Origin of the sequence: Sarcina ventriculi (genome assembly GCF_900456775.1) — a bacterium.
GTDB lineage: Bacteria > Bacillota > Clostridia > Clostridiales > Clostridiaceae > Sarcina > Sarcina ventriculi.
Genome location: NZ_UAUL01000001.1, coordinates 630,573 through 652,277, shown reverse-complemented (window position 1 = coordinate 652,277; position 21,705 = coordinate 630,573). Strand labels below are relative to the sequence as shown.

18 protein-coding genes and 1 riboswitch are annotated in these 21,705 nt (G+C 26.1%); of the genes, 10 read left to right on the top strand and 8 right to left on the bottom strand.

What is annotated here, in order from left to right:
- Window positions 1–464 precede the first annotated feature (464 nt).
- The 5 genes from DR020_RS02890 (at window position 465) to DR020_RS02870 (ending at window position 7,756) form a co-directional block, all read left to right on the top strand.
- Window positions 465–1,424, top strand: coding sequence for an AEC family transporter (locus DR020_RS02890; RefSeq protein ID WP_201784282.1), 960 nt, complete (start codon window positions 465–467; stop codon window positions 1,422–1,424).
- A 154-nt stretch (window positions 1,425–1,578) separates the two neighbouring features.
- A complete protein-coding gene (locus tag DR020_RS02885; protein ID WP_112365214.1) occupies window positions 1,579–2,421 on the top strand; it encodes a fumarate hydratase in 843 nt (280 codons plus the stop codon).
- Window positions 2,422–2,439: 18 nt separating this feature from the next.
- Entirely contained in the window at window positions 2,440–3,000 is a 561-nt protein-coding gene (locus DR020_RS02880; protein ID WP_055259712.1) for a Fe-S-containing hydro-lyase, read from the top strand.
- Window positions 3,001–3,265: 265 nt separating this feature from the next.
- The gene (locus DR020_RS02875) at window positions 3,266–5,416 is read left to right on the top strand and encodes a YhgE/Pip domain-containing protein (RefSeq protein ID WP_112365213.1); all 2,151 of its coding nucleotides are present in this window, start codon (window positions 3,266–3,268) and stop codon (window positions 5,414–5,416) included.
- 27 nt (window positions 5,417–5,443) lie between these two features.
- The gene (locus tag DR020_RS02870; protein WP_112365212.1) at window positions 5,444–7,756 is read left to right on the top strand and encodes a YhgE/Pip domain-containing protein; all 2,313 of its coding nucleotides are present in this window, start codon (window positions 5,444–5,446) and stop codon (window positions 7,754–7,756) included.
- A 268-nt stretch (window positions 7,757–8,024) separates the two neighbouring features.
- Here the strand turns inward: DR020_RS02870 and DR020_RS02865 are convergent, their stop codons facing one another.
- On the bottom strand, window positions 8,025–8,753 hold the full coding sequence (locus DR020_RS02865) for a hypothetical protein (RefSeq protein ID WP_112365211.1): 729 nt from the start codon (window positions 8,751–8,753) through the stop codon (window positions 8,025–8,027).
- 138 nt (window positions 8,754–8,891) lie between these two features.
- Entirely contained in the window at window positions 8,892–9,917 is a 1,026-nt protein-coding gene (locus DR020_RS02860) for a HoxN/HupN/NixA family nickel/cobalt transporter (protein ID WP_112365210.1), read from the bottom strand.
- A gap of 906 nt (window positions 9,918–10,823) precedes the next feature.
- Here DR020_RS02860 and DR020_RS02855 point away from each other — a divergent pair.
- On the top strand, window positions 10,824–11,045 hold the full coding sequence (locus tag DR020_RS02855) for a hypothetical protein (protein ID WP_055259703.1): 222 nt from the start codon (window positions 10,824–10,826) through the stop codon (window positions 11,043–11,045).
- Window positions 11,046–11,355: 310 nt separating this feature from the next.
- On the opposite strand, the gene DR020_RS02850 is transcribed toward DR020_RS02855, so the two are convergent.
- On the bottom strand, window positions 11,356–12,798 hold the full coding sequence (locus DR020_RS02850; RefSeq protein WP_055259701.1) for an amino acid permease: 1,443 nt from the start codon (window positions 12,796–12,798) through the stop codon (window positions 11,356–11,358).
- Window positions 12,799–12,914: 116 nt separating this feature from the next.
- A riboswitch (Lysine riboswitch) is annotated at window positions 12,915–13,086 on the bottom strand.
- A gap of 83 nt (window positions 13,087–13,169) precedes the next feature.
- A complete protein-coding gene (locus DR020_RS02845; protein WP_112365209.1) occupies window positions 13,170–15,002 on the bottom strand; it encodes an APC family permease in 1,833 nt (610 codons plus the stop codon).
- Window positions 15,003–15,452: 450 nt separating this feature from the next.
- Here DR020_RS02845 and DR020_RS02840 point away from each other — a divergent pair, with 450 nt between their 5' ends.
- Together DR020_RS02840 and DR020_RS02835 are read left to right on the top strand one after the other, a co-directional pair.
- Complete coding sequence (locus tag DR020_RS02840) at window positions 15,453–16,016, top strand: nitroreductase family protein (RefSeq protein ID WP_055259697.1); 564 nt, start codon at window positions 15,453–15,455, stop codon at window positions 16,014–16,016.
- Between the two features lie 171 nt (window positions 16,017–16,187).
- Entirely contained in the window at window positions 16,188–16,637 is a 450-nt protein-coding gene (locus tag DR020_RS02835; protein ID WP_055259695.1) for an S-ribosylhomocysteine lyase, read from the top strand.
- A 91-nt stretch (window positions 16,638–16,728) separates the two neighbouring features.
- Here DR020_RS02835 and DR020_RS02830 read toward each other — a convergent pair whose 3' ends face one another.
- The 3 genes from DR020_RS02830 to DR020_RS02820 are packed head-to-tail and all read right to left on the bottom strand — an operon-like array spanning window position 16,729 to window position 18,991.
- Window positions 16,729–18,054: a TIGR03111 family XrtG-associated glycosyltransferase gene (locus DR020_RS02830; protein WP_112365208.1), complete on the bottom strand. Its 1,326-nt coding sequence runs from the start codon at window positions 18,052–18,054 to the stop codon at window positions 16,729–16,731.
- On the bottom strand, window positions 18,048–18,632 hold the full coding sequence (xrtG, locus tag DR020_RS12710) for an exosortase family protein XrtG (RefSeq protein WP_055259691.1): 585 nt from the start codon (window positions 18,630–18,632) through the stop codon (window positions 18,048–18,050). The genes DR020_RS02830 and xrtG overlap by 7 nt, the downstream gene beginning before the upstream one ends.
- A 2-nt stretch (window positions 18,633–18,634) precedes the next feature.
- Complete coding sequence (locus DR020_RS02820) at window positions 18,635–18,991, bottom strand: 6-carboxytetrahydropterin synthase (protein WP_160110436.1); 357 nt, start codon at window positions 18,989–18,991, stop codon at window positions 18,635–18,637.
- A gap of 569 nt (window positions 18,992–19,560) precedes the next feature.
- Here DR020_RS02820 and DR020_RS02815 point away from each other — a divergent pair.
- The gene (locus DR020_RS02815; protein ID WP_112365206.1) at window positions 19,561–20,154 is read left to right on the top strand and encodes a class I SAM-dependent methyltransferase; all 594 of its coding nucleotides are present in this window, start codon (window positions 19,561–19,563) and stop codon (window positions 20,152–20,154) included.
- An 86-nt stretch (window positions 20,155–20,240) separates the two neighbouring features.
- Here DR020_RS02815 and DR020_RS02810 read toward each other — a convergent pair whose 3' ends face one another.
- Window positions 20,241–20,675 carry a MarR family winged helix-turn-helix transcriptional regulator gene (locus tag DR020_RS02810; protein ID WP_055259686.1) on the bottom strand — a complete coding sequence of 145 codons (435 nt, stop codon included), beginning with the start codon at window positions 20,673–20,675 and terminating at the stop codon, window positions 20,241–20,243.
- 327 nt (window positions 20,676–21,002) lie between these two features.
- Between DR020_RS02810 and DR020_RS02805 the strand changes: the two genes are divergently transcribed.
- Window positions 21,003–21,677 (top strand): hypothetical protein, encoded by a 675-nt coding sequence (locus DR020_RS02805; RefSeq protein WP_112365205.1) that lies wholly within the window; start codon window positions 21,003–21,005, stop codon window positions 21,675–21,677.
- The last annotated feature ends 28 nt before the right edge of the window (window positions 21,678–21,705 follow it).

Genomic DNA, 21,705 nt, shown 5'->3' with positions numbered 1-21,705 from the left:
TATTATGGTTTTTTTATAATTTAATTCCTTTAAATGTAAAAATGTAATTAAAAGTAAAAAATATTTGTTAAAAATTAAATTATAAATAAAATGTTAATAAAATAACTAAAATAAATTACTTTAAATTCAAAAATCATTATAGATTTCATTTATTTATATATAGTTTTTTTATATTTTACTTAAAAATTTGTAAATGATATTCTTGATGTATAGAAAAAATAATTTGTGCAAAACTTAATAGGAAAACATAAATTTGTAAAATAATATATGAAATATGTAATTTATTTTAAATATTTTTTAAAGGACATACCTTGCTAAACTAAATAAATGATATATTTGTATATTATTAAATTTCAGATAATTCAAATTTAATAATTAAATTAGAAAATTAATAAGGATTATTATATTTTCTAAATTTAGATATTTTACTATATAAAAATAACATAATAAGGAGGGAGTCAATAATGTTTTTTACATCGATTGAAAGTGTTTTAACCATTGTTATATTAATAGCAGTAGGATATTTTCTGCAAAAATATAAATGGTTTGGGCCAGATTTTAGCAAAGGTATATCAAAATTAGTTGTTAATGTTGGTTTACCATGTAGTATTTTTACTGGTATATTAGCAAATTTAACAGTAGGTAGTTTAGGAAATTTAGGAATTGGATTAATATTCCCATTTGGTACTGTTATCGTTTCGTACATAATAGCATTTATATTAATGAAAGTATTTAAAATTAGACCTGAACGTAGAGGTATATTCTTAAATGGTGTGGCAAATGCTAACACAATATTTGTTGGAATGCCTTTAAATGTTGCATTATTTGGTGAAGCAAGTATACCATATTATTTAGTTTGTTACATAAGTAATACAATATCAACTTGGGTAATTGGTATAATTATAATGTCTGCTACAGATCCTCATAAGGAACCAGGCAAAAAGTCATTTAATTGGAAAAAGGTTTTAACACCTCCTTTAGTAGGATTTATAATAGGGTTAATATTCTTAATATTCAGTATACCAGTTCCAGATTTTATAAATTCAGCATTAAAATATTTAGGAGCTTTTGTTACTCCACTTGCTTTAATTTACATAGGTATAATGTTATATAACGCAGGACTAAAAAATATGAGATTAGATCGTGATAGTGTTCTTGCTTTAGTAGGACGTTTTGTAATTTGTCCAATTATAATTATAGTTTTAATAATGATTGGAACAGGAGCGTTTGGAATAGTTATGCCTAGCATAGAAAAGAATTCATTTATAGTTCAATCAGCAACTCCAATGCTTGCAGTTTTACCTATTTTGGCAGACCAGTATCATGGTGATGTTAAATATGCAACTAATATTACAACAATAAGTACGGTATTATTTATAGTAGTTGTTCCGGTATTAATGTTAATAACTCAGTATATTAAATAAGTATAAAAAGCATCTTTAAAATTTTAAAGATGCTTTTTGTGTTTTTTACAAGTAATGGTTTCGAGAAAGAATGATATTTTGTATAATAAAATTGTAAATTATTTTTTAAAAATAATACTTATATGGTTAGATGGAATTGAAGGGGGAGCTAAAAATGAAAGAAATAAATGTTTCCAAGATAACTGAAGTTGTAAAAAATATGTGTATTGATGCTAATTATTACTTAACACATGATGTTAAAGAAAAAATTGAAAGTGCATATAAGCAAGAAAATTGGCCTATGGCTAAAGAAATATTAGAAAAAATTTTAACTAATATAGATATTGCAAAGAAAGAAGAAATGCCTATATGTCAAGATACAGGAATGGCTTGTGTATTTGTTGAAATTGGTCAAGACGTACATATAATTGGTGGTAATTTAAAAGATGCTATAAACGAAGGAATAAGACAAGGGTATAATGAAGGGTTTTTGAGAAAATCTGTGGTTATGGATCCATTAGATAGAATAAACACTATGGATAATACTCCAGCTATAATTTATTATGATATAGTTGAAGGCGATAAACTTAAAATAAAAGTAGCACCTAAGGGATTTGGCTCTGAAAATATGAGTCAACTTAAAATGCTAAAACCAGCAGATGGATTGGAAGGTGTTAAAGATTTTGTGTTAAAAGTAGTTAAAGAGGCAGGTCCTAATCCATGTCCACCAATAGTTGTTGGAGTTGGTATTGGTGGAACTTTTGATAAGGCTGCAAATCTTGCGAAAAAAGCTTTAGTCAGACCTTTAAATGAAAAAAATAATAATGAGTTTTATGCTAATTTAGAAAAAGAACTTTTGAAAGAAGTAAATGAGCTTGGAATAGGGCCACAAGGTTTTGGTGGTAAAACCACAGCACTTGCTGTTAATATAGAGACTTATCCAACGCATATAGCAGGTCTACCTGTAGCTGTTAATATAAATTGTCATGTTACAAGACATGCAGAGATAGAACTTTAATTTTGGGTGGTGGAAAGTATGGAAAAAAAAATAACTATGCCTTTAACAAAAGAAAAGGTTCAAGATTTGAAAGCTGGGGATATGGTTTTAATATCTGGGGTAATTTATACCGCAAGAGATGCAGCACATAAAAGATTGATTGAACTTTTAAAAGCAAAAAAAGAACTTCCTTTAGATGTTAAGGATTCTATAATTTATTATGTAGGACCAAGCCCTGCAAAGCCAGGAAATGCTATAGGTTCGGCTGGCCCAACTACGAGTTATAGGATGGATCCTTATGCTCCTAGTCTTTTAGATTTAGGTTTGAAAGGAATGATAGGAAAGGGTCTGCGTTCTAAAGAGGTTATAGAATCAATGAAAAAAAATAAAGCAGTATATTTCGCTGCAATAGGTGGTGTAGCTGCTTATATGTCAAAATGCATTAAAAAAAGCGAAATAATTGCTTATGAGGATTTAGGTTCTGAAGCTATAAGAAGATTAGAAGTTAAGGATTTACCAGTTATTGTTTGTATAGATTGTTACGGAAATAATCTTTATGAAATAGGAAGAAAAAATTATTTAGAAGATAATAATAAATAGGTTAAGCTATTAGTCATTGGAATGACTAATAGCTTTTTTTTATTGCTGATTGTTGAATAAATGTTTCTATTTATTAATTCAAGATATTTTAGGATAATTTAATATAAAAGTATATGATAAAAATAAAAAATATGTTGATTTATGAAAAAATATTAAATATTCTAGAAATATTTGTTCTATAATGTATTTGTACTATTTATTTTACAATGATAGAATAATTTTTATATAATATTTGTACTAAAGAGTTTAGACATGGAGGTGACTAATGAAAAATTGTTTTAAAGTATTAAAAAGAGATTTAGGTGCATTAATAAAAAATCCTGTAGCGATATTAATTGTAGCAGGACTTTGTATATTGCCCTCTTTTTACGCTTGGGTTAATATTGCGGCTGTTTGGAATCCTTATGGAAACACAAGTGATGTTTGTGTAGCAGTTGTAAATAATGATACCGGAGCTACTTTGGATGGTAAAGAGATTAATTTAGGGAATGATGTGGTTGATAAGCTAAAAGGTAATGATAAAATTGGTTGGAGGTTTGTTGATGAGCAAGAAGCTCAAAATGGACTTTTAAGCGGTAAATATTACGCAGAAATAGAAATACCTAAAGATTTTTCAGAGGATTTAGCTAGTGTAACGTCTGATAATCCTGTAAAGCCAGACATTATTTATAAAGTAAATACTAAAGAAAGTCCTGTGGCAGGTAAAATAACAGAAGTTGCTCAAAGCAATTTAGTTAATGAGATTTCATCTAGTTTTATAGAAAGTGTAAGTGAAACTATGTTCTCAAAAGTTAATGGGTATGGTGATAATCTTAATTCTCAAAGAGATAATATATTAAAGATAAAATCTGCAATTATATATTTGAATAATAATATGAATAGTATAGAGGATGCTTTAAAAAATATTAATAGCAATTCAAATAGCTTAAATACGACTTTAGGATTATTAAAGGGAGAAATTCCAACAATATCACAAGGAATTAATTCTTTAAGTAATATTAATATAAATACTCAGGATTTTGTTTCTAGCGCTAAAAGTAGTGTAGATACATCATATAACACATTGAAAACAAATTATACAACAATTCAAAGTGAGATTGGTAGTGTAAGTGGCTTATTAGATAATTTAAAAAATTTAGTTTCTAATAATGGAAATTCAGAAGATAAGTTAAATACTATAAATGAAGCTATAAATAAAATTACAACTATAAATACGTTGATTAATGCTAATATAAGCTTTTTAGAAGGATTTAATAATTCTAAGTTAGATAGTGCGATAAATGATTTAAAAACATTACAAAACTTTTTAGATACACAAAAAGCAGCATTAGAAAATGCTAAAAATATTATAGGTTCAGGGCAAGAGTTAAGTAATACTGTGATAAACACATTAATTGATAATGGAAATAGTGCAAAAACACAAATAAATAATATAGTAAATACAGTTAATAATGTAACTATGCCAGAGCTTAATAATATAGGAAATGAAATTTTAAGTGCAACAAATGATGCAACTAAAATTATTGGAACTTCTAAAGGGTTAATAGGTCAAATAAATACTATTTTAAATACTGCAACAACTGGAACAAATATGGCAAGTAATATGTCAAGCGAACTTATTTCTAAATTAAATGAATATAAGGAGCCAATAGCTAATTTAGCTACTCAATTAGAAAAAGTTAATGATAATGATTTATCTCAAATAGTAAGTATATTACAAAGCAATCCCAAAGTTGTTGGAAGTTTTGCTTCTAGTCCATTTAATATAGATGAACAGGTGCTTTATGCTGTACCTAATTATGGTAGCGCAATGGCTCCTATATATACTGTTTTGGCTTTATGGGTTGGTGCATTGTTATTAACATCATTGTTGTCAACTAAATCTAAAGATTTTGAAGGAAGCGAAAAAATATCTGTTAGACAAAAACATTTTGGTAAAATGATGTTCTTTGTAATATTAGGAGCTTTACAGGGGCTTATAGTTTGCCTTGGAGATAAATACATTCTAGGCGTATATACAGTTAATTTCCCGCTTATGATATTATTTAGTGTATTGTCGGCAGTTACATTTACTATAATAGTATTTACTTTTGTTTCTGTTTTTGGAAACATAGGAAAAGCTATTTGTATAGTGTTGATGGTATTGCAACTTGCAGGTTCTGGAGGAACTTATCCAATACAAGTTGTACCGAAAATTTTTCAAATACTACAACCATTCTTTCCATTTACTTATGCAGTTGGTGGATTCAGAGAAGCAATTGCAGGTCCATTATTAAGTAGTGTAATTAAAGATATTGAAATTCTTGTAATAATGGCGATAATATTTATTCTTGCAGGATTTTTCCTTAAAAATCTTTTGAACAAGAAGGTTGAAAAGTTTGAAGAGGAATTTAAAAAATCTGGAGTTGGAGAATAAAAGTTTAGTTTAGGAAAGGAGGGCATTATGAAAAATATTTTTAAAATATTTTTTAGAGATTTAAAAAATATATCTAAAAATAAAGCAGCACTTATAATAATTATTGGTATTTGTGTAATACCATCTCTTTATGCATGGATAAATTTAAAGGCTACTTGGGATCCTTATTCTAATACAGGGAATTTACCTGTTGCAGTTGTAAATGAAGATAAAGGAGCAGTTATAAATGGTAAGGAGATAAATATAGGTGATGAGATAATAGATAAACTTAAAGACAATAAAGATATAGCTTGGAAATTTGTCACAGATGAACAAGGTCAAGAGGGAGTAAAGACTGGTGAATATTATGCTATGATAGAAATACCAGATAATTTTTCATCTCTTATAACTAATACACAAAATATTGGGGCTGAAAAACCAGATATAATATATCTAGTAAATCAAAAAGCCAATGCTATTGCTACAAAAATTACTGATGTGGCTACAACAAAGCTTACAGAAGAAATTAAAAGTAGTATGAGATCTGCTATAACAGATGCCGCAGGAAGTACATTAAATGAGGTTGGAGATAAGCTTAAAGAAAATGAAGTTGGGCTTATTCAATTTAAAGATGATATGTTAACAGCTAGTTCCTCAATAAATAATATAAAAGATTATATGAATAATGTGGGTTCTGATGCACAAAATTTTTCTGATTATTTAGGTCTTGTTAAAAAAGATACTTCATCAATTACAAATGGCTTAAATAGTTTGCAAAATGTAGCAAACTCTAGCAAGATACTAGTTGCATCTACAACTAATACTTTAAATAGTTTAGGTCAAAATGTTGAAAATAATATAAACGGTATTCAAAATGCTATATCACAAACAATATCTTTTGTAAATGAATTAAAAGCCATTGATTATGATGTTAATGGAAATAAAGCTACTGCATTAGTTCTTATAAATAAAATGAATAATTCTTTAGAGAATGCAAATAACTATGTAGGAAAAGCTATTAAAACATTAAAGGTAATAAATAATATAGTTCCAAGTAATAAAATAACTGCACAAATAGAATCATTAAATAAATTAAGTTCAACTATAAATAATGCAATATCATCATTAAATTCTTTAAAAGATAAAGTAAATGCTATACCAGATGTTATAACTAGTAAAAAGATAGGAAATGAGGAAAGTGTGCAAGGTGAGCAAGTTTTAGTTGATGAAACGCTTAGTAGCACTCAAGTTCCAAGTGATTCAATAATAAATGATGGTAATAGTTCCAATGAAACTGGAACAGTTATTGATTTAAGTGGTGTAGATACAGCTTTAAACAATGTAGTAACTATATTAAATGGTGCATCAAGCACATTAGGAAATATATCAAATAATTTTTCAAGTACGTTGCTTCCAGAAATAAATAATTTGGCAACTAATTTAAATAGCAAAATAAATAATGCGGATTCTATTATTGCTAATTCATATCAAATTGTACCTGTTATTAAAGAATTATCTAATACAGGAATAGAAATTAGTGGTCAAGCATTAGATACAGCTAATCAGGTTAATTCTAAACTTGCAAGTTTTTCAGGAAGTTTAAGTACTTTAAATGATAAGTTAAGCATTTTAAATAATGATACATTAAATAGTGCTGTAAATCTTCTTCAAAGAAATACAGATGATGTTTCAAACTTTTTATCTTCTCCAATAAATGTGGAGCAAAAGGAAATATATAACTCAGATACTTTTGGAAAAGGACTTACACCTTTTTATACAGTTCTTGCTATTTGGGTTGGAGCTCTCCTTTTAACATCTCTTTTAACTGTTGAGTGTGAAGAAGAGTTAGAAAAAGGTAAGAAGGTAGGATTAATTGAACAACATTTTGGGAAAATGCTTTTATTTATATTTCTATCACTTATACAAACCACAATAGTTACATTAGGAGATAAATTAGTGTTAGGAATTGAACCGTCAAACATGTTAGTTATGTTAGGTTTTGCATTTTTAAGTTCAATAACATTTACGATTATAATATTTACTTTAGTATCGCTTTTTGGAAATATAGGAAAGGCAATGTGTGTTCTTATAATGGTATTCCAGATTGCAGGTTCAGGAGGAATATATCCAATACAAACAAATCCAAAACTCTTTCAAATTTTACAACCAATTTGGCCGTTTACTTATGCCATAGATGGATTTAGACAAGGAATTGCTGGAGTTTCTTGGAGTAATGTTAGGCATGATGCTTTAATATTAATATGCTTTTTAATAGTATTTTTAGTTTTATCATTATTAAAGAAACCATTTCATCATGTAACAGAATCCATGAGTAAGAAATTTAAGGAATCAGGGTTATAAAAATGTTTATAAAAAGCACCAGGAAATAGTTCTTGGTGCTTTGTTTGCATTATTATTTAAAGAATCGTAAAAAAGAGACTATAATTATAAGAATGATTAAAATAATGGGAGAAAATAAAGTTGCATATCCTAGGAATTCCATAGATATATTTCCTCCTCTATAATAAAAAACATCTTTTTTATATTATAACTATAATCCAATTATGTCAATTTATTTATTAATTTCAGATATAAAAGTTTTAATATATATAATCTTTATTCATTATTTTTAGGTGTTAAAAAGTAGTTCAGCTAAATGAATGCCTTGTTTTTTACCTAATTTAAGACCACTAACACAGTAGTGACAGTAGGCTATTACTTTTTCAGTAGTTATTTTACTGCAATATTTTTTCATTAATTCTTCTCTTTCTTCAATAGAATGTGGAATAAATTTACCATTTGCATTTTTAACAAAACGGTTTGGAGCTAATTTTAAATTCCTTGGTGGAGCAGGTTTATATAGTGAGTCACCACAAAAGTTAGTTTTTTCATAGTTATTTTCTAGTTCTACGATATTAATATTCATTTTTTTTAATAATGTTCTAACAGATTTTTGTTCTGTATAGTTATCGTGAGAGCGCCAACAATCTTGTAATGATATTTTTTCATTATTATGATTTGAAAATTTAAAATTTTTATCATTTAGAATAAACTCCCATAGAGATATTCTTTTTATATTTGGTCTATATTCTTCAAAAATAGCCGAACAATTATGGCAAACATAGATTATTGTTTGATTAGGGGTTATATCTAAGAAATCCGGTGTGTTATCCCAATGATTTTGTAACCAATCAGGCATAGAATTTGTAAATTCTTTTAATTTGTATTTTGGAACACAACATCTCATAACAGGAATATTAAAATTTTTTGTAAGATAATCTTGAATCTTCATGCTAATCTCTGGATATTCTCTAGTGAATACACAGCTTGCAATATAAACATAATTAGAATTTTTCATATTAATTCATCTCCAATTTAATAAATTTTATTTTTCCTCTTTTATTATTAAGAATATTTAATTATGTTTATTATAATATAAAAATAGATTCAGAAATAAAATTTATTCTGAATCTGTTTTGTTTATATTTAAATATATTTATTCTTTTATTATAGAATTTTTCTTTTCCTCAAAGTTAAATATTTTCCAACAAAGCATGGAAACAACCCAAACTAATATAAATAATCCAACTAAAATAAATCCCATTATACCAAAATCTAAGTTTTGTAGCCAGCCCCAGAAACCAGAATCTAAGCCACTTTCCATAGCAAAGAATTGTCCAATTTCTATAACACCTATAATTCCAGCAGCTAATATAGAAAGGGATGTTATAGTTATATTATAATATATTTTTTTAAATGGTGATGTAAGTACCCATTGATATGCTGTGGACATGAAGAAGCCGTCTAATGTATCCATAAGGCACATACCAGCAGTAAATAAAATAGGAAAAGAGATTACAGCAATCCAAGGTATTCCTTGTGCAGTTGCAGTTGCAGATGTAGCAAGTACTGCTATTTGAGTTGCTGTGTCAAAGCCAAGTCCAAATAAAAATCCTATAAGATAAATGTGCCAATTTTTATCAGCAATGTTAAGTAGACGATTAATAGAACGATTTACACGTCCTTTATTTGGTCTTTCAAGGCTTTCTTCAGTATATGTACCGTTTCTCATCATTTTGAATGTTTTTAGCATATCTTTTAAAATAAAAAAGTTAGCGATAGCAAGAAGAATTAAAAAGGTTGCTGAAATAAGAGTACCTAAAACTCCTCCGATTGCTTGAAATTTAGGAAGTGCATCTTTTGCCCAATTAACTGCAAAAATTGTTGCAAATCCCATAAGAATAACTACTGTTGAATGACCAAGTGAAAAGAAAAAACCAGCGCCCCTAGTTTTACCTCCTCTTTGAACTAATTTTCTAGTCATATTATCAATACATGCTATGTGATCGCAATCAAATGCATGAGCAAGTCCAAAGGTTAAAGAAATAACAGCCATTCCAAGAAGAGTTGGAAATTTAAAAACACCAGATGATAAAAATGAAAATCCACAAATAAACATAATAATTATAAAGATTCCATACTTCATTGCGTCTACTTTCCAGTTTGCGCTACTATTACGCATAAAAATCAGTCCTTTCACAAATTTAATATATGTATTTATTAATGTTCTTAGATATACAATATATTGAAGTAGTTATATGGTGATTTAAAATATGTAATTTCTTATAGGTGATTTGTATGTTTTTTTAAATAAATTTATCACCTATGAAGAATTATACACATTTTATAGTGTTTTTTTTGCAAATAAGATATTGTTAACAATAAGTTAATAACATTTGTGAAAATGTAACTAATTATTAACAAAAAATTAAATTAAAATTAATTTTATTGGATAAATATAGAAAATTTATTAGATGATTTTTCATTTGATAATATATTTATAATTGATAAAGAATTGCTTATTAGAGATTAATTAATTAAAAAAATTATTTTAAATTAAGAAAATTTAATTGATAGTAATGTATTAATTGATAATAAAATATATAAAAATAAAAAATGAATCAACAATGTTGATTCATTTTTTATTAAGCAAGTAATAAACAATAATTACATAAATACTGTAATAAATCATAATCTAAGAACAATTATATGATACAATATTTTTATAAAAAAGAAAAGTATATTTTTAATTAAAAATGATTTTCAAAAAAATTATCTATTTATAAATACAATTAATTATATAAAAGAAAATAAAGTTATTAGTTTAATAATTTATATCAATTAATATCAGTATTTTAATTGATATAGTATTTTCAAAAGAAAATAAATTTATATTTATTATATTTTAAATTTATTATTTTTTATTTTTGTTTATAAATTAATTAAATATAATAGTAAATTAATGATTGCTAGCGCTATCTTATAAATGGTATATTAATTATTAAGAAATGATTATAAAGTTAAGTTATTAATCTATCTTACTGTAAAAATTATAATAAAATATTTAAAAATGTAGGTGATGATATAGATGCTAACAGTAGCTATAGGGATTATAGTAGTCGCAATAGTAATTTATTTGATAATTGATTTTTTTAAAAATGGAAAATTAGCTGCAGGGCGTAGAAGAAAATTTATGTGGTTAGCTGTTATACTATTATTTTTAGTTAATGAATATGCTGGTGCTGTTGCTGTCTTGGCGGTAGTAGTAATTACCTTAATAACTTCACTAAATAATTCTAAAAGAAACTAGATATATTAAGAGAAGATTATATATTATTTTGTAATTTATATAATCTCTTTTTATTTATACTATATTTCGGTTTATAGAATGGTTTAAGATTTTAATAAATGGAGGAATTTAAATGAATAATTCAAATATGTTTATAATAGTATGCATAGTAGCTGTCATAATAATTATAGTTCAGGTAATTAAAATGAGATTAAGCGGAAAGTAATATATAAAAATAATACAAGAAATTTTATATTAACATAGTATATATCCTTTTTACATAATCATATCTATAAATAAAAAAGCCATGCAAAGATGCATAGCTTTTTGTTTAAGAATCTTTTTTATATGCTGATATATCTGGATTTGTTTCAGAAAATGCCAAGTCTACTTCATGTAATTTTAATATTTTAGTTTTATATTTTATTTTATATCCAATATAAAATGCTAAAAATAAAGGTATACCTATATAAGCTGCTACAAGAGTTTGCCATGTTGAATCTCCAAATCCTTGGAAGATAACGATAAGTCCACACATTGTAAGAGCTATTATTGGGCCTATTGGGAATAGTTTAGCTCTGTATTTTAATTTTTTAACATCATATCCTTGTGCAACATAAGCTTTTCTAAATCTATAATGACATAGAGATATTCCAAGCCATGCTATAAATCCAGCTAGACCAGATGCATCTACAAGCCAAATATATACTGTATTTTGAGCAAATACTCCTGTTAAGAAGCAAAGTGATGCAACAATTGTAGTTAATATTATAGCGTTTAATGGAACTCCTCTTTTGGTAACTTTACCAAATACCTTTGGAGCCATACCTTCTTTAGCCATAGAGTAAAGCATTCTGCTTGATGCATACATTCCTGAGTTACCTGCAGATAAAACAGCTGTTAAAATAACGGCATTCATAACCGCAGCTGCAGCTGCAAGACCAGCCTTTTCAAATACTAATGTAAATACACTTGTACTTACTCCAGCTTGAGCAGCTGGGATTATAGCACCTATTACAAGAATTGTTCCTAAATAGAATATTAATATTCTCCAGAAAACTTGATTTATAGCTTTAGGTATTGTTTTTCCTGGATTATCACTTTCACCTGCTGCAACACCAACAAGCTCTGTTCCTTGGAATGCAAATCCTGCAACTAGGAATACTGAGAAGAATGAAAAACCATTACCTATGAAAGGGCCACCATCTGCTGTGAAGTTTTTAAGTCCTATAAAATTCCCATCAAATATACCTAATATTGTAAGTACACCTACTGCTAAGAATATTATAACAGTTACAACTTTAACTAAAGAAAACCAAAATTCTGCTTCTCCATAAGCTCTAGCAGATAAGATATTAAGTAGTACGATAATTCCTAAAAATAACATACTCCAGTAAACAGGTTTTACGTTTGGAAACCAAAAATGCATAACAAGTGAACCAGCTACCATTTCAGTTGCAATAGTGACTGCCCAGTTGTACCAATAGTTCCATCCAAGCGCAAAGCCAAGAGCTGGGTCAATAAATTTAGTTGCGTATGTACCAAAGGAACCTGATATAGGAATAAATGTAGCAAGTTCTCCAAGACTTGTCATTATGAAATACACCATAACTCCAATTAATGCATAAGCTAAGAAAGCGCCACCAGGACCGACTTGTTGAATTGTATCTCCCATTGCAAGGAAAATACCAGTTCCAATTGCTCCACCTAGAGCAATCATATTAAGATGTCTTGCTTTTAGAGATCTTTTTAAATCTCCATTTTTTTCACTCATAATTTTCTCCTTAGTTTTTATGTATTCTTTAACTAAGATAATTTTTCAAAATAAAAAATGCCATGAGCAAATACTCATGGCATACAAAGGCATTGTTAAAATACCATTATAATTCATTGAATAATAGCTCTCCACAAAAAAATGTGACAGTCGTGTATATATTTTATACAAAACCAGCTAATAGCTTTAAAGCTTCCACTATTAACTTCGGCAAAATTTCCTTTTCTATTACTTCATTGAGCTTACCTCCATAACAGTACTCTTAAATTTTGCACCTCTATCTTAGTTATTAACTTTTGCAAAAATAATTATTACATATAATATTAAAATTATCAAGTTTTTTATTAAGGGTACAAATAAAATACTGTATTTTAATTATTTCCAATAAGATAAGGAACTGAAATAACAACAATATTATTCTTTTTAAGAAGCATTGTTCTTAATATAAATGATGTTTGGTTATGTAAAATTTTGCTCCACCATTTTGTTGTAACAAATTCAGGAAGAACGATGGTTATTATTGTATTTGGTTCAGATTCCTGCTCTATTGATTGTATAAATTTTAAGAATGGTTTATAAAATTCTCTATAAGGAGATTTTATAACAGAAATATTAGTCTTTCCGCTGTATTTCTTCCATTTGTTAATAAGACATTCTGTTTGTTCATCATTAGATGATATATGAAAAAGTATTATATCATCAGTTATTGTATTTGCATAATCATAAGCCTTTAAAAAACTCTTATTTAGGGTGTTTATAGGAACTATAACTTTTTGTTTAGCGAAATTAAATTCTTCTTTAGTGTTATCGTTAATATTAAATTTTAATTCTTTAGCAACAGTATTATAATGTTTTTTGATTTTTAGCATTATATAAGTAAAAAGTGGTATAAGTAAAAATACAATCCAAGCCCCATGAATGAATTTAGTCGCACTTATTATAATAGTTGTTGATAAAGATAAAATAGCACCTATACCATTTATTAAAGCTTTGAATTTCCAATTTTTAGGTCTTTCTCTATTCCATTTAAATAGCATTCCAGTTTGAGCTAAAGTAAAGGAAATAAAAACTCCTACTGCATAAAGAGGAAGCAATCTATCTGTATCTCCATCAAATACGATAATTAAAATAGATGCAGTTATAAATAATAATACTATACCGTTTGAAAAGCTAAGTCGTTTTCCTCTTTTAGATAATTGTCTTGGAACATAACCGTCTTGAGCCATGATTGAAAATAATACAGGAAGCCCTGTAAATGCAGTATTTGCAGCTAAAATAAGTATTAAAGCTGTTGTAATTTGAATGAAATAATACATTATTCCTCTTCCAAATATTTGTGTTGCAATTTGTGATATCATGGTTTGTGAGTTCCCAGGGACAGCATGATAAAGTGTTGATAAATAAGAAAGTCCTCCAAAAATTATAAGTATTAAAATACCAAGAGCAAACAATACTTTAATAGCATTTTTTTGAGCGGGTGCTCTAAAGCTTGGAACCCCGTTACTTACCGCTTCAATTCCTGTTAGTGCAGTACATCCTGAAGCAAATGCTTGTAAGAATAATATTAATGATATATTACCAACTTGTTTAGGGATTGAATATATTGGTGTTGGAACATAACCAAAAACATAAACTTTAATAATTCCTACTACAATCATGATTATTATACCTAAACAGAAAAGATAAGTAGGAACCCCAAATGATTTAGAAGATTCTCTGATACCTCTAAGGTTTCCAATGGTTATTAGTGCTATTAAAGCCAAAGTTAAAGGAACCTTAAATTCAGATAGTTGTGGAAAAGCTGATATTATGGCAGCAGTTCCAGAGGAAGTACTAACGGCTACTGTTAAAATATAATCTATAGTAAGTGCAGATGTTGCTATAAGTCCATATTTAGCACCTAAGTTTTCACGAGCAACAATATAAGCGCCACCACCATTTGGGTAAGAATCTATAACTTGCTTGTATGAAAAAATTAGTGTTGCCATTAAAATTACTATACATATGGCTGATAAAAACATATATTTGTAAGAATCGGCACCGAGAACAGGTATTAAAATTAATAAAATAGCTGAGCCTGCATAAGCAACTGATGAGATAGCATCACTTGCCATGATAGGAAGACCCCAAAAAGCATTTAATTTTTCACCTTTAAGTTCTTCTGTTTTTAAGGCTTTTCCAATAAATAATTTTGAAAAATTCATAAGTAGCGTTATCAAAATCTATAAAAATCTATAAATTTTTATTTTAGAAGATTTAAGAATATTTAAAATTAAATTTTTTATAGATTAATAGTTTTTGCAACGGTCACCTCTCTTTCTTATAATTTATTATTTTCATAACAGTTTAAAATTATTATTTAAATTAAAAAGGTAAACGTGACATTGTTTAATTTAAGCTGTGAAAATAAAATTACTTTATTTGTAAAATATAGATAAAGCTATATTTCGACAATATTCTACCAATATACTACTATAAAAATTATTTATAGTCTATATTTGATTCATTAAAAATATAAATGATACTAATAATAAAAAAGTGAAATTAATAATATTATTAGTAGTAGTTAAGCAGTATTATTTTAATTAATTGACATAATAATATATTTTTGCTAATATAATCGTACAAGAACGAATAATATTGGAGGGTTAAAAATGAATCAAACATTAAGTGTTATAAGACAAAGAAGAACGACAAGAAAATTTAAATCAGAACAAATAAAGGATGAAGAATTAAAGGAAATAATAGATGCGGGTTTATATGCTCCAAGTGCTCATAATCAACAATCATGGAATTTTACAGTTGTTCAAAATGGAGAACTTATTAAAGAGTTAAGTGATGCTAGTAAAGAAAGTGCTAAAGATGTTCCAAATGAAATGATTAGGAAAATAGCTGCGAATAAGGATTTTAATATTTTTTATGGCGCACCAACAATTATTATAGTTTCAGGAAAAGAAGAAAATGTAATGCCAGAAGTTGATTGTGCAGCTGCTACTCAAAATATGTTAATAGCTGCTGAAAGTTTAGATATAGGAGTTTGTTGGAATGGCCTAGTAGGATTATTATTTAATAATGAAGTTATCTTTGAAAAATATATAAAGAAATTACAAATACCACAAGGATTTAAACCATATTATGCAATAGCTTTAGGTTATAAGGAAGTTAGAATGAGTAATGCACCTGCTAGAAGAGAGAATACTGTTCAATATATAAGATAATATGTTTGTCTGTTATAAATTTTAAATATAGAGAAATAAGTTATATCATTAAATTTTTAAATTGATGATATAACTTATTTTTTTAAAATAAATTATATTTACAAAAATTTAAAATAAATATAATATTAAGGTGTATTTACTTAAAATATAAATTTGAGGAGGGGAAATTTTATGATTAAAGTAGAAAGTTTTGAGTTAGACCATACAAAAGTTAAGGCTCCATATGTTAGAAAAGCGGGGGAAGATGAAAGAAATGGAGTAAAAATTACTAAATTTGATTTAAGGTTTTTACAACCTAACGAAAAAGAAATGCCCACAGGTGCAATTCACACAATAGAACATTTTTTAGCTACCTTTATGAGAGAAAAAATGGACGGTATTATTGATATATCTCCTATGGGATGTAGAACTGGATTTTATATGATAGCATGGGGTGATGTTTATGTCGATACTGTAATTGATACATTAAACTATGCTCTTAATAAAATTTTAGAACAAGATATTATTCCAGCAACAACAGCAAAAGAATGTGGAAATTATAGAGACCATTCTTTATTTGCAGCTAAAGAATATATAAAAGAAGTTTTGCAACATGGTATAAGTGATAATATATATAGATAAATAATAGTGTAAAATCATATGGAAAAACTCCATATGATTTTATACTATTATGAACTTATATATTTATAAGCTTAATATTAATATTTTAGGTTTAATTAACTTTGCCTATTTTATTAATTAATGATTTTATATATTGAGATACTTCATCTTTTTCAGTTTTAAAGCTTTTTCTGTTCCAATTTGATTCATCATCCATAGCATTTATTGCACCTAAAGCTCTCATAAAGAATGTAAACATTCTATATGAAGGCATTAGGAATGCTATAAAGAAGTTTCTATTGTAATAAGATTTATACTCCTTTAAATTTTTTAAATATTTTTTTATAACTATAAAGTTACAAACAGATATAAGTGAATACATAAAATATAGTAATAAATTTGATATTAATATTATGTAAAGTGGATAAGAACTTGCAATTAAATATATATTTGCAAAAAACCAAATCATTCTAGAGAATAAAAATGTATGGTCTTTAATCAAGGTAACAGTAATCATTCTTCTTAATTTTTTACTTAAGTTTTGTTTTTTAAATAAAGCGGCAACTTCAAGTTCTCCACATTGCCATCTTTGTCTTTGAAGATAAAGTTTATCTATGCTTTCTATTGAATCTGTAAAGAAATAAGCAGTAGAACATAGTTTTACTTTACCATTTAAAGATGTTTTTATTTCAAATGTCATAGCTGTATCTTCGCCAAGTGTTTCTGCATTATAAAGATGTGTTTTAACTATTGCAGATCTTCTAAATCCTGAAAAAGCTCCAGCTAAAGTAAACATATTATTTCTTTTAGACTCATAAGCTCTTCCAACTAGAAAAGCTTCTAAATACTCATATAGCTCACATTTTTGAATAAGTTTAAGGAACTTTTTATCATTGTCCTTTGTCATAGTATCTTTATTTATAAGAATAGCTCCTGTCATAGCATATATACTATGGTCTTGTTCAAAGTCGTAAATCATATTAAAAATAGCATCTTCATGCAATATTCCATCAGAATCTATATTAATTAAATAATCTCCTTTAGATAAATATAAACCTTTATTAAGAGCATTTACTTTACCGCTACCAGAAGTTAACCACCACATTTGACTACTTGAATAAATATTATGTATTTTACGAAATACTTCAAATGAGTTATCAGATGAACCATTATCTATTAAAAATATTTCTATTTTATCTTTAGGATATTTTTGTTTTACAACAGATTCAATACATGCTTCTAAAGTGCTTGCTGAATTATAAACTGGTATTATTATAGAGATTGTAGGATAAGATTTTAATATTTTTTCCTTCTTAATCTTAAATTGTGTGATAAATAGATTAAAGGCAATAAAAAAACCAGGAATTCCATCTACTACAAGGGGGATTAAAAGCCATATGCACCAAAAAATTAAATAAAAATAAACTGTATTTAACATAATAATTCACCTACTTTTTGATTTTTTATTTGTGCCTTAGTGAATATAAAATAGTACAACATTATAACTAAAACGAAAAATATAAGTTTTCCTATAACATCAAAATCAATTACTAAGGAATAGGTGGAAAATAATTTTATTAATGAAATTACAGTAAAAGATTTCAAAATATTTATTAAGAATATTAATATATTTCCTAGGAAAAATAAATAGATTCTTTTTTTTAGGGCTAATAAAGGGAAGAAACATATTAGTGATGTAAATACTGTCATACTAATAAATGTTGATGCTTGAAGAGAAAAGTTTATACTATATGTTAAATTATTAACATTAACAATCACATCAGATAAATTATTCAAATAAAAAATATGAGTTAAATTACTTAAAAATAATAACGAATAGAATAACAATATTTTAAAACCTTGCTCTAAGTAAGTTCTAAAAAAGAATAACAGTATAAAAAATAGACCAATAGATCCAAAATAAAATTTAAAAGCTGTCATTTTTAAATCATGGAACATTTTAACAAAGAATATCCAAATTATCATCGAAACTACAAATAAAGTACAAAAAATCATAATTACCTCTTTACAATAAAAGTTCTAGTTGGGTTTTCGCTAAGTTCTAAGCAATCTAAAACAATATCATCTTTTAAAACTACATTTGATAAATCTTCAAAAAAAGTGTAAGCGATATCTTCGGTTGTACAACTTTTATTAATGAAAACTTCTAATGTATTAAGGGATTTTTGTTCTAAATTTTTCAAGTATTGACTTATTTTACTTTCTAAATAGCTGAATTTAATAAGTTCATTGTTAGAAGAGGTTAACAATAAAGTTAATTCCCAAGTATGAGGGTGTAGGATAGTTGGCGTGCCAGCTATATTAGAATAATGTCTTGCGCTAACATAAAATTTGAATCTGTATTGATAATTCAAAATCAATCACTCCTTTTTCTTTAGTAATAAAAACCTAACAATAAATGCGTTAAAGTTGTAAATTGTTAAGTTTACATTAAATATTTTATCTATTTTTAAAGTTAATTTTAATATGTATAAACTTACCTATTAATCTAAAAATTAAGCAAATTAATACCAAAAAATAGATTTAATTTAATTAAAAATAAATTTTAATTAAGTAAAAGATTAATTAAATAAAATATAAAAATTAAATATATTAAATATAATCAATAATATCAAATGAATGTAAAAAAATTAAATATATTGGGAAAATTTTAATGGAAAAATTTAATAAAGTAATATGTTAAAAATATGTTAAAAATATAGAACCATTAAATATTTTAATATTAAGATTATTAAAATTATAGATTTTAATAAATATTACTTATAAAATAGAATAAAATATTTGTTAAAAATTTTAATAGATATAATAAAAAATTTTAAACAAGCATTTGTTATACTATTAATAATAATAGTAATTAAAATTAAGTTATATTTTATAAAATAAGTAGTTATTTATGAAATAAATAAAGAGGTAGGTGTATACAATGAGTAATGAAAGAATTAAAGAAGTTTTTAATTCTTGGGCTGAAACTTGGGATGAAAGAGCTATTCCAAGAGAGGAAAAGATAAAAAGAATTCTTGAAGTTGGTGAAATGAAGGAAGGATTAGATATTTTAGATGTTGCTTGTGGAACTGGAGTTATGGAGCAATTTTTACTAAAATATAATCCAAAATCAATAGTAGCAGTTGATATAGCTGAAAATATGATAAAAAAAGCAAAAGAAAAATATAATGATAACAGAATAGAATTTATTTGTGATGATATTCATAATATAAAGGATAGAAAGTTTGATTATGTAATAATATACAATGCTTTTCCACATTTTTTAAATCCAGATAAGTTTATAGCACATGTACATAGTTTGTTAAGAGAAAATGGTAAATTTTTAATTTGTCATGATATGGGAAGAGATCAATTAAATAACCATCACAATAATAAGAAAAAGGTAAGTGATATATCATTAGGACTTAAAGAAACAGCAGAAGTTGGATGGATGTTAGTAAATTCTTTTTTTGTTGATAAAATGGTAGATGAAAATGATATTTATATAATTTATTCTATAAAGAAGGAAAAATAAAAAAAGAGGATTCAAAATGAATCCTCTTTTTTATTTCTTTGTATAATTTATACGATGTAATGTGTTTAAATTAATATTTTCTACTATTAAGTATTATTTTGCACTATATTATATGAGATATCTACTAATTTGTTTAACATGTTGAAAAAGCATTCTTTTTCTTTAGTTGTAAAGTCTTTTAAAACCTCTTCTTCCCAGTTATTTTTTGCAGTTATTATTTTGGGAATTAGTTTTTTACCGTCATTAGATAAAGATAAGATATTTTTATTATTAGATTCTTTTTTTTGTTCTATATTTATAAATCCTTTAGCAGAAAGTGTTTGCATATGTCTAGATACTAAAGATTTATTCATTCTAACAACTCTACTTAATTCATTTTGTCCTAGTCCTTCTCGTTTTGAAAGCGCAAGTAAAATTGGAAATTCACCAGCACAAACATTTAAATCTTTTAAAACTTTATTCATATATTTGTGATAGGACCTATAAATAAAACTTAAATTTCTTCCCATACTAAATTCCATTATATTCTCTCCTTTATAAATGCTAATTTTAAATTGTTCACTTATAAACGCTAATAATTATAATATACCATTAGTAAAGTTATGTAAATATATTGATTTTATATAAATTATATTTTTAATAAATATAAAATTAAAAAGTATTTAAAAAAATTTTATAAAATTTTTATAATTGCTTTATTTAATTTTTAACTTATTAGTCTAAAATTAAAGCATAGCAAAGGCAAAGCAAACAAATATGTACATGAAATTTATACTTAATTAAAAATTAAGTTTTATACATATTAAATAAAGTTATATGTAAATAATATATTTTGGGAGGAATTTATTATGAATAAATTAGAAGTATTATATAAAGTAGTATCAACTATGAAAGAAAAAGAAGAGTTTAAAGGTGAAGGTAAACTTAACGTATCAGAGCAAAATGGACAAGGTATGTCTATTAGCAATAAATTTAATAAAAATGTAGCAAAAGGAATAGCAAATATAGATTTAAAAGCAGATATAAATTATGAAGACTTTAAAGTAAATGCTGAAGTTAAAAAAGAATTAGATTTAAATAGAATAAAAGAAATGAAAAGAATGGCTCATGGACATCACGGAATGCATGGACATGGATTCCATGGTGGAATGAAAGGTAAATTATCACATATAGCATTTATGTTAAAGAGATTAAATGATATTCAAGTAGAAGCAAATGGAGAAGGTCATTTAATAAAGGTTGATCTTAAAGAAGCTATAAAAGATATGAAAGCATTTAAAGAAGAAAGAATGCAAGAATTTAAAGCAGCTTGTGAAAGTGGACAAATTCAATTAACACAAGAACAAAAGGCTCATTATGATATTATGATGATGCACAAAAAATGCATGAAAAAGATATTCTGTGGAAATTATGATGAAGCTAAATTAAACATATATGTAAACAAAAACTTTGAGGTTGAAAAACTTGAAGCTAAAGGAACTGGTGATAAAAACTTTGATATAAGCTTAGTTTTAAACTGGTAATAAAAATAAATTCAAGGTAAAAACTCAA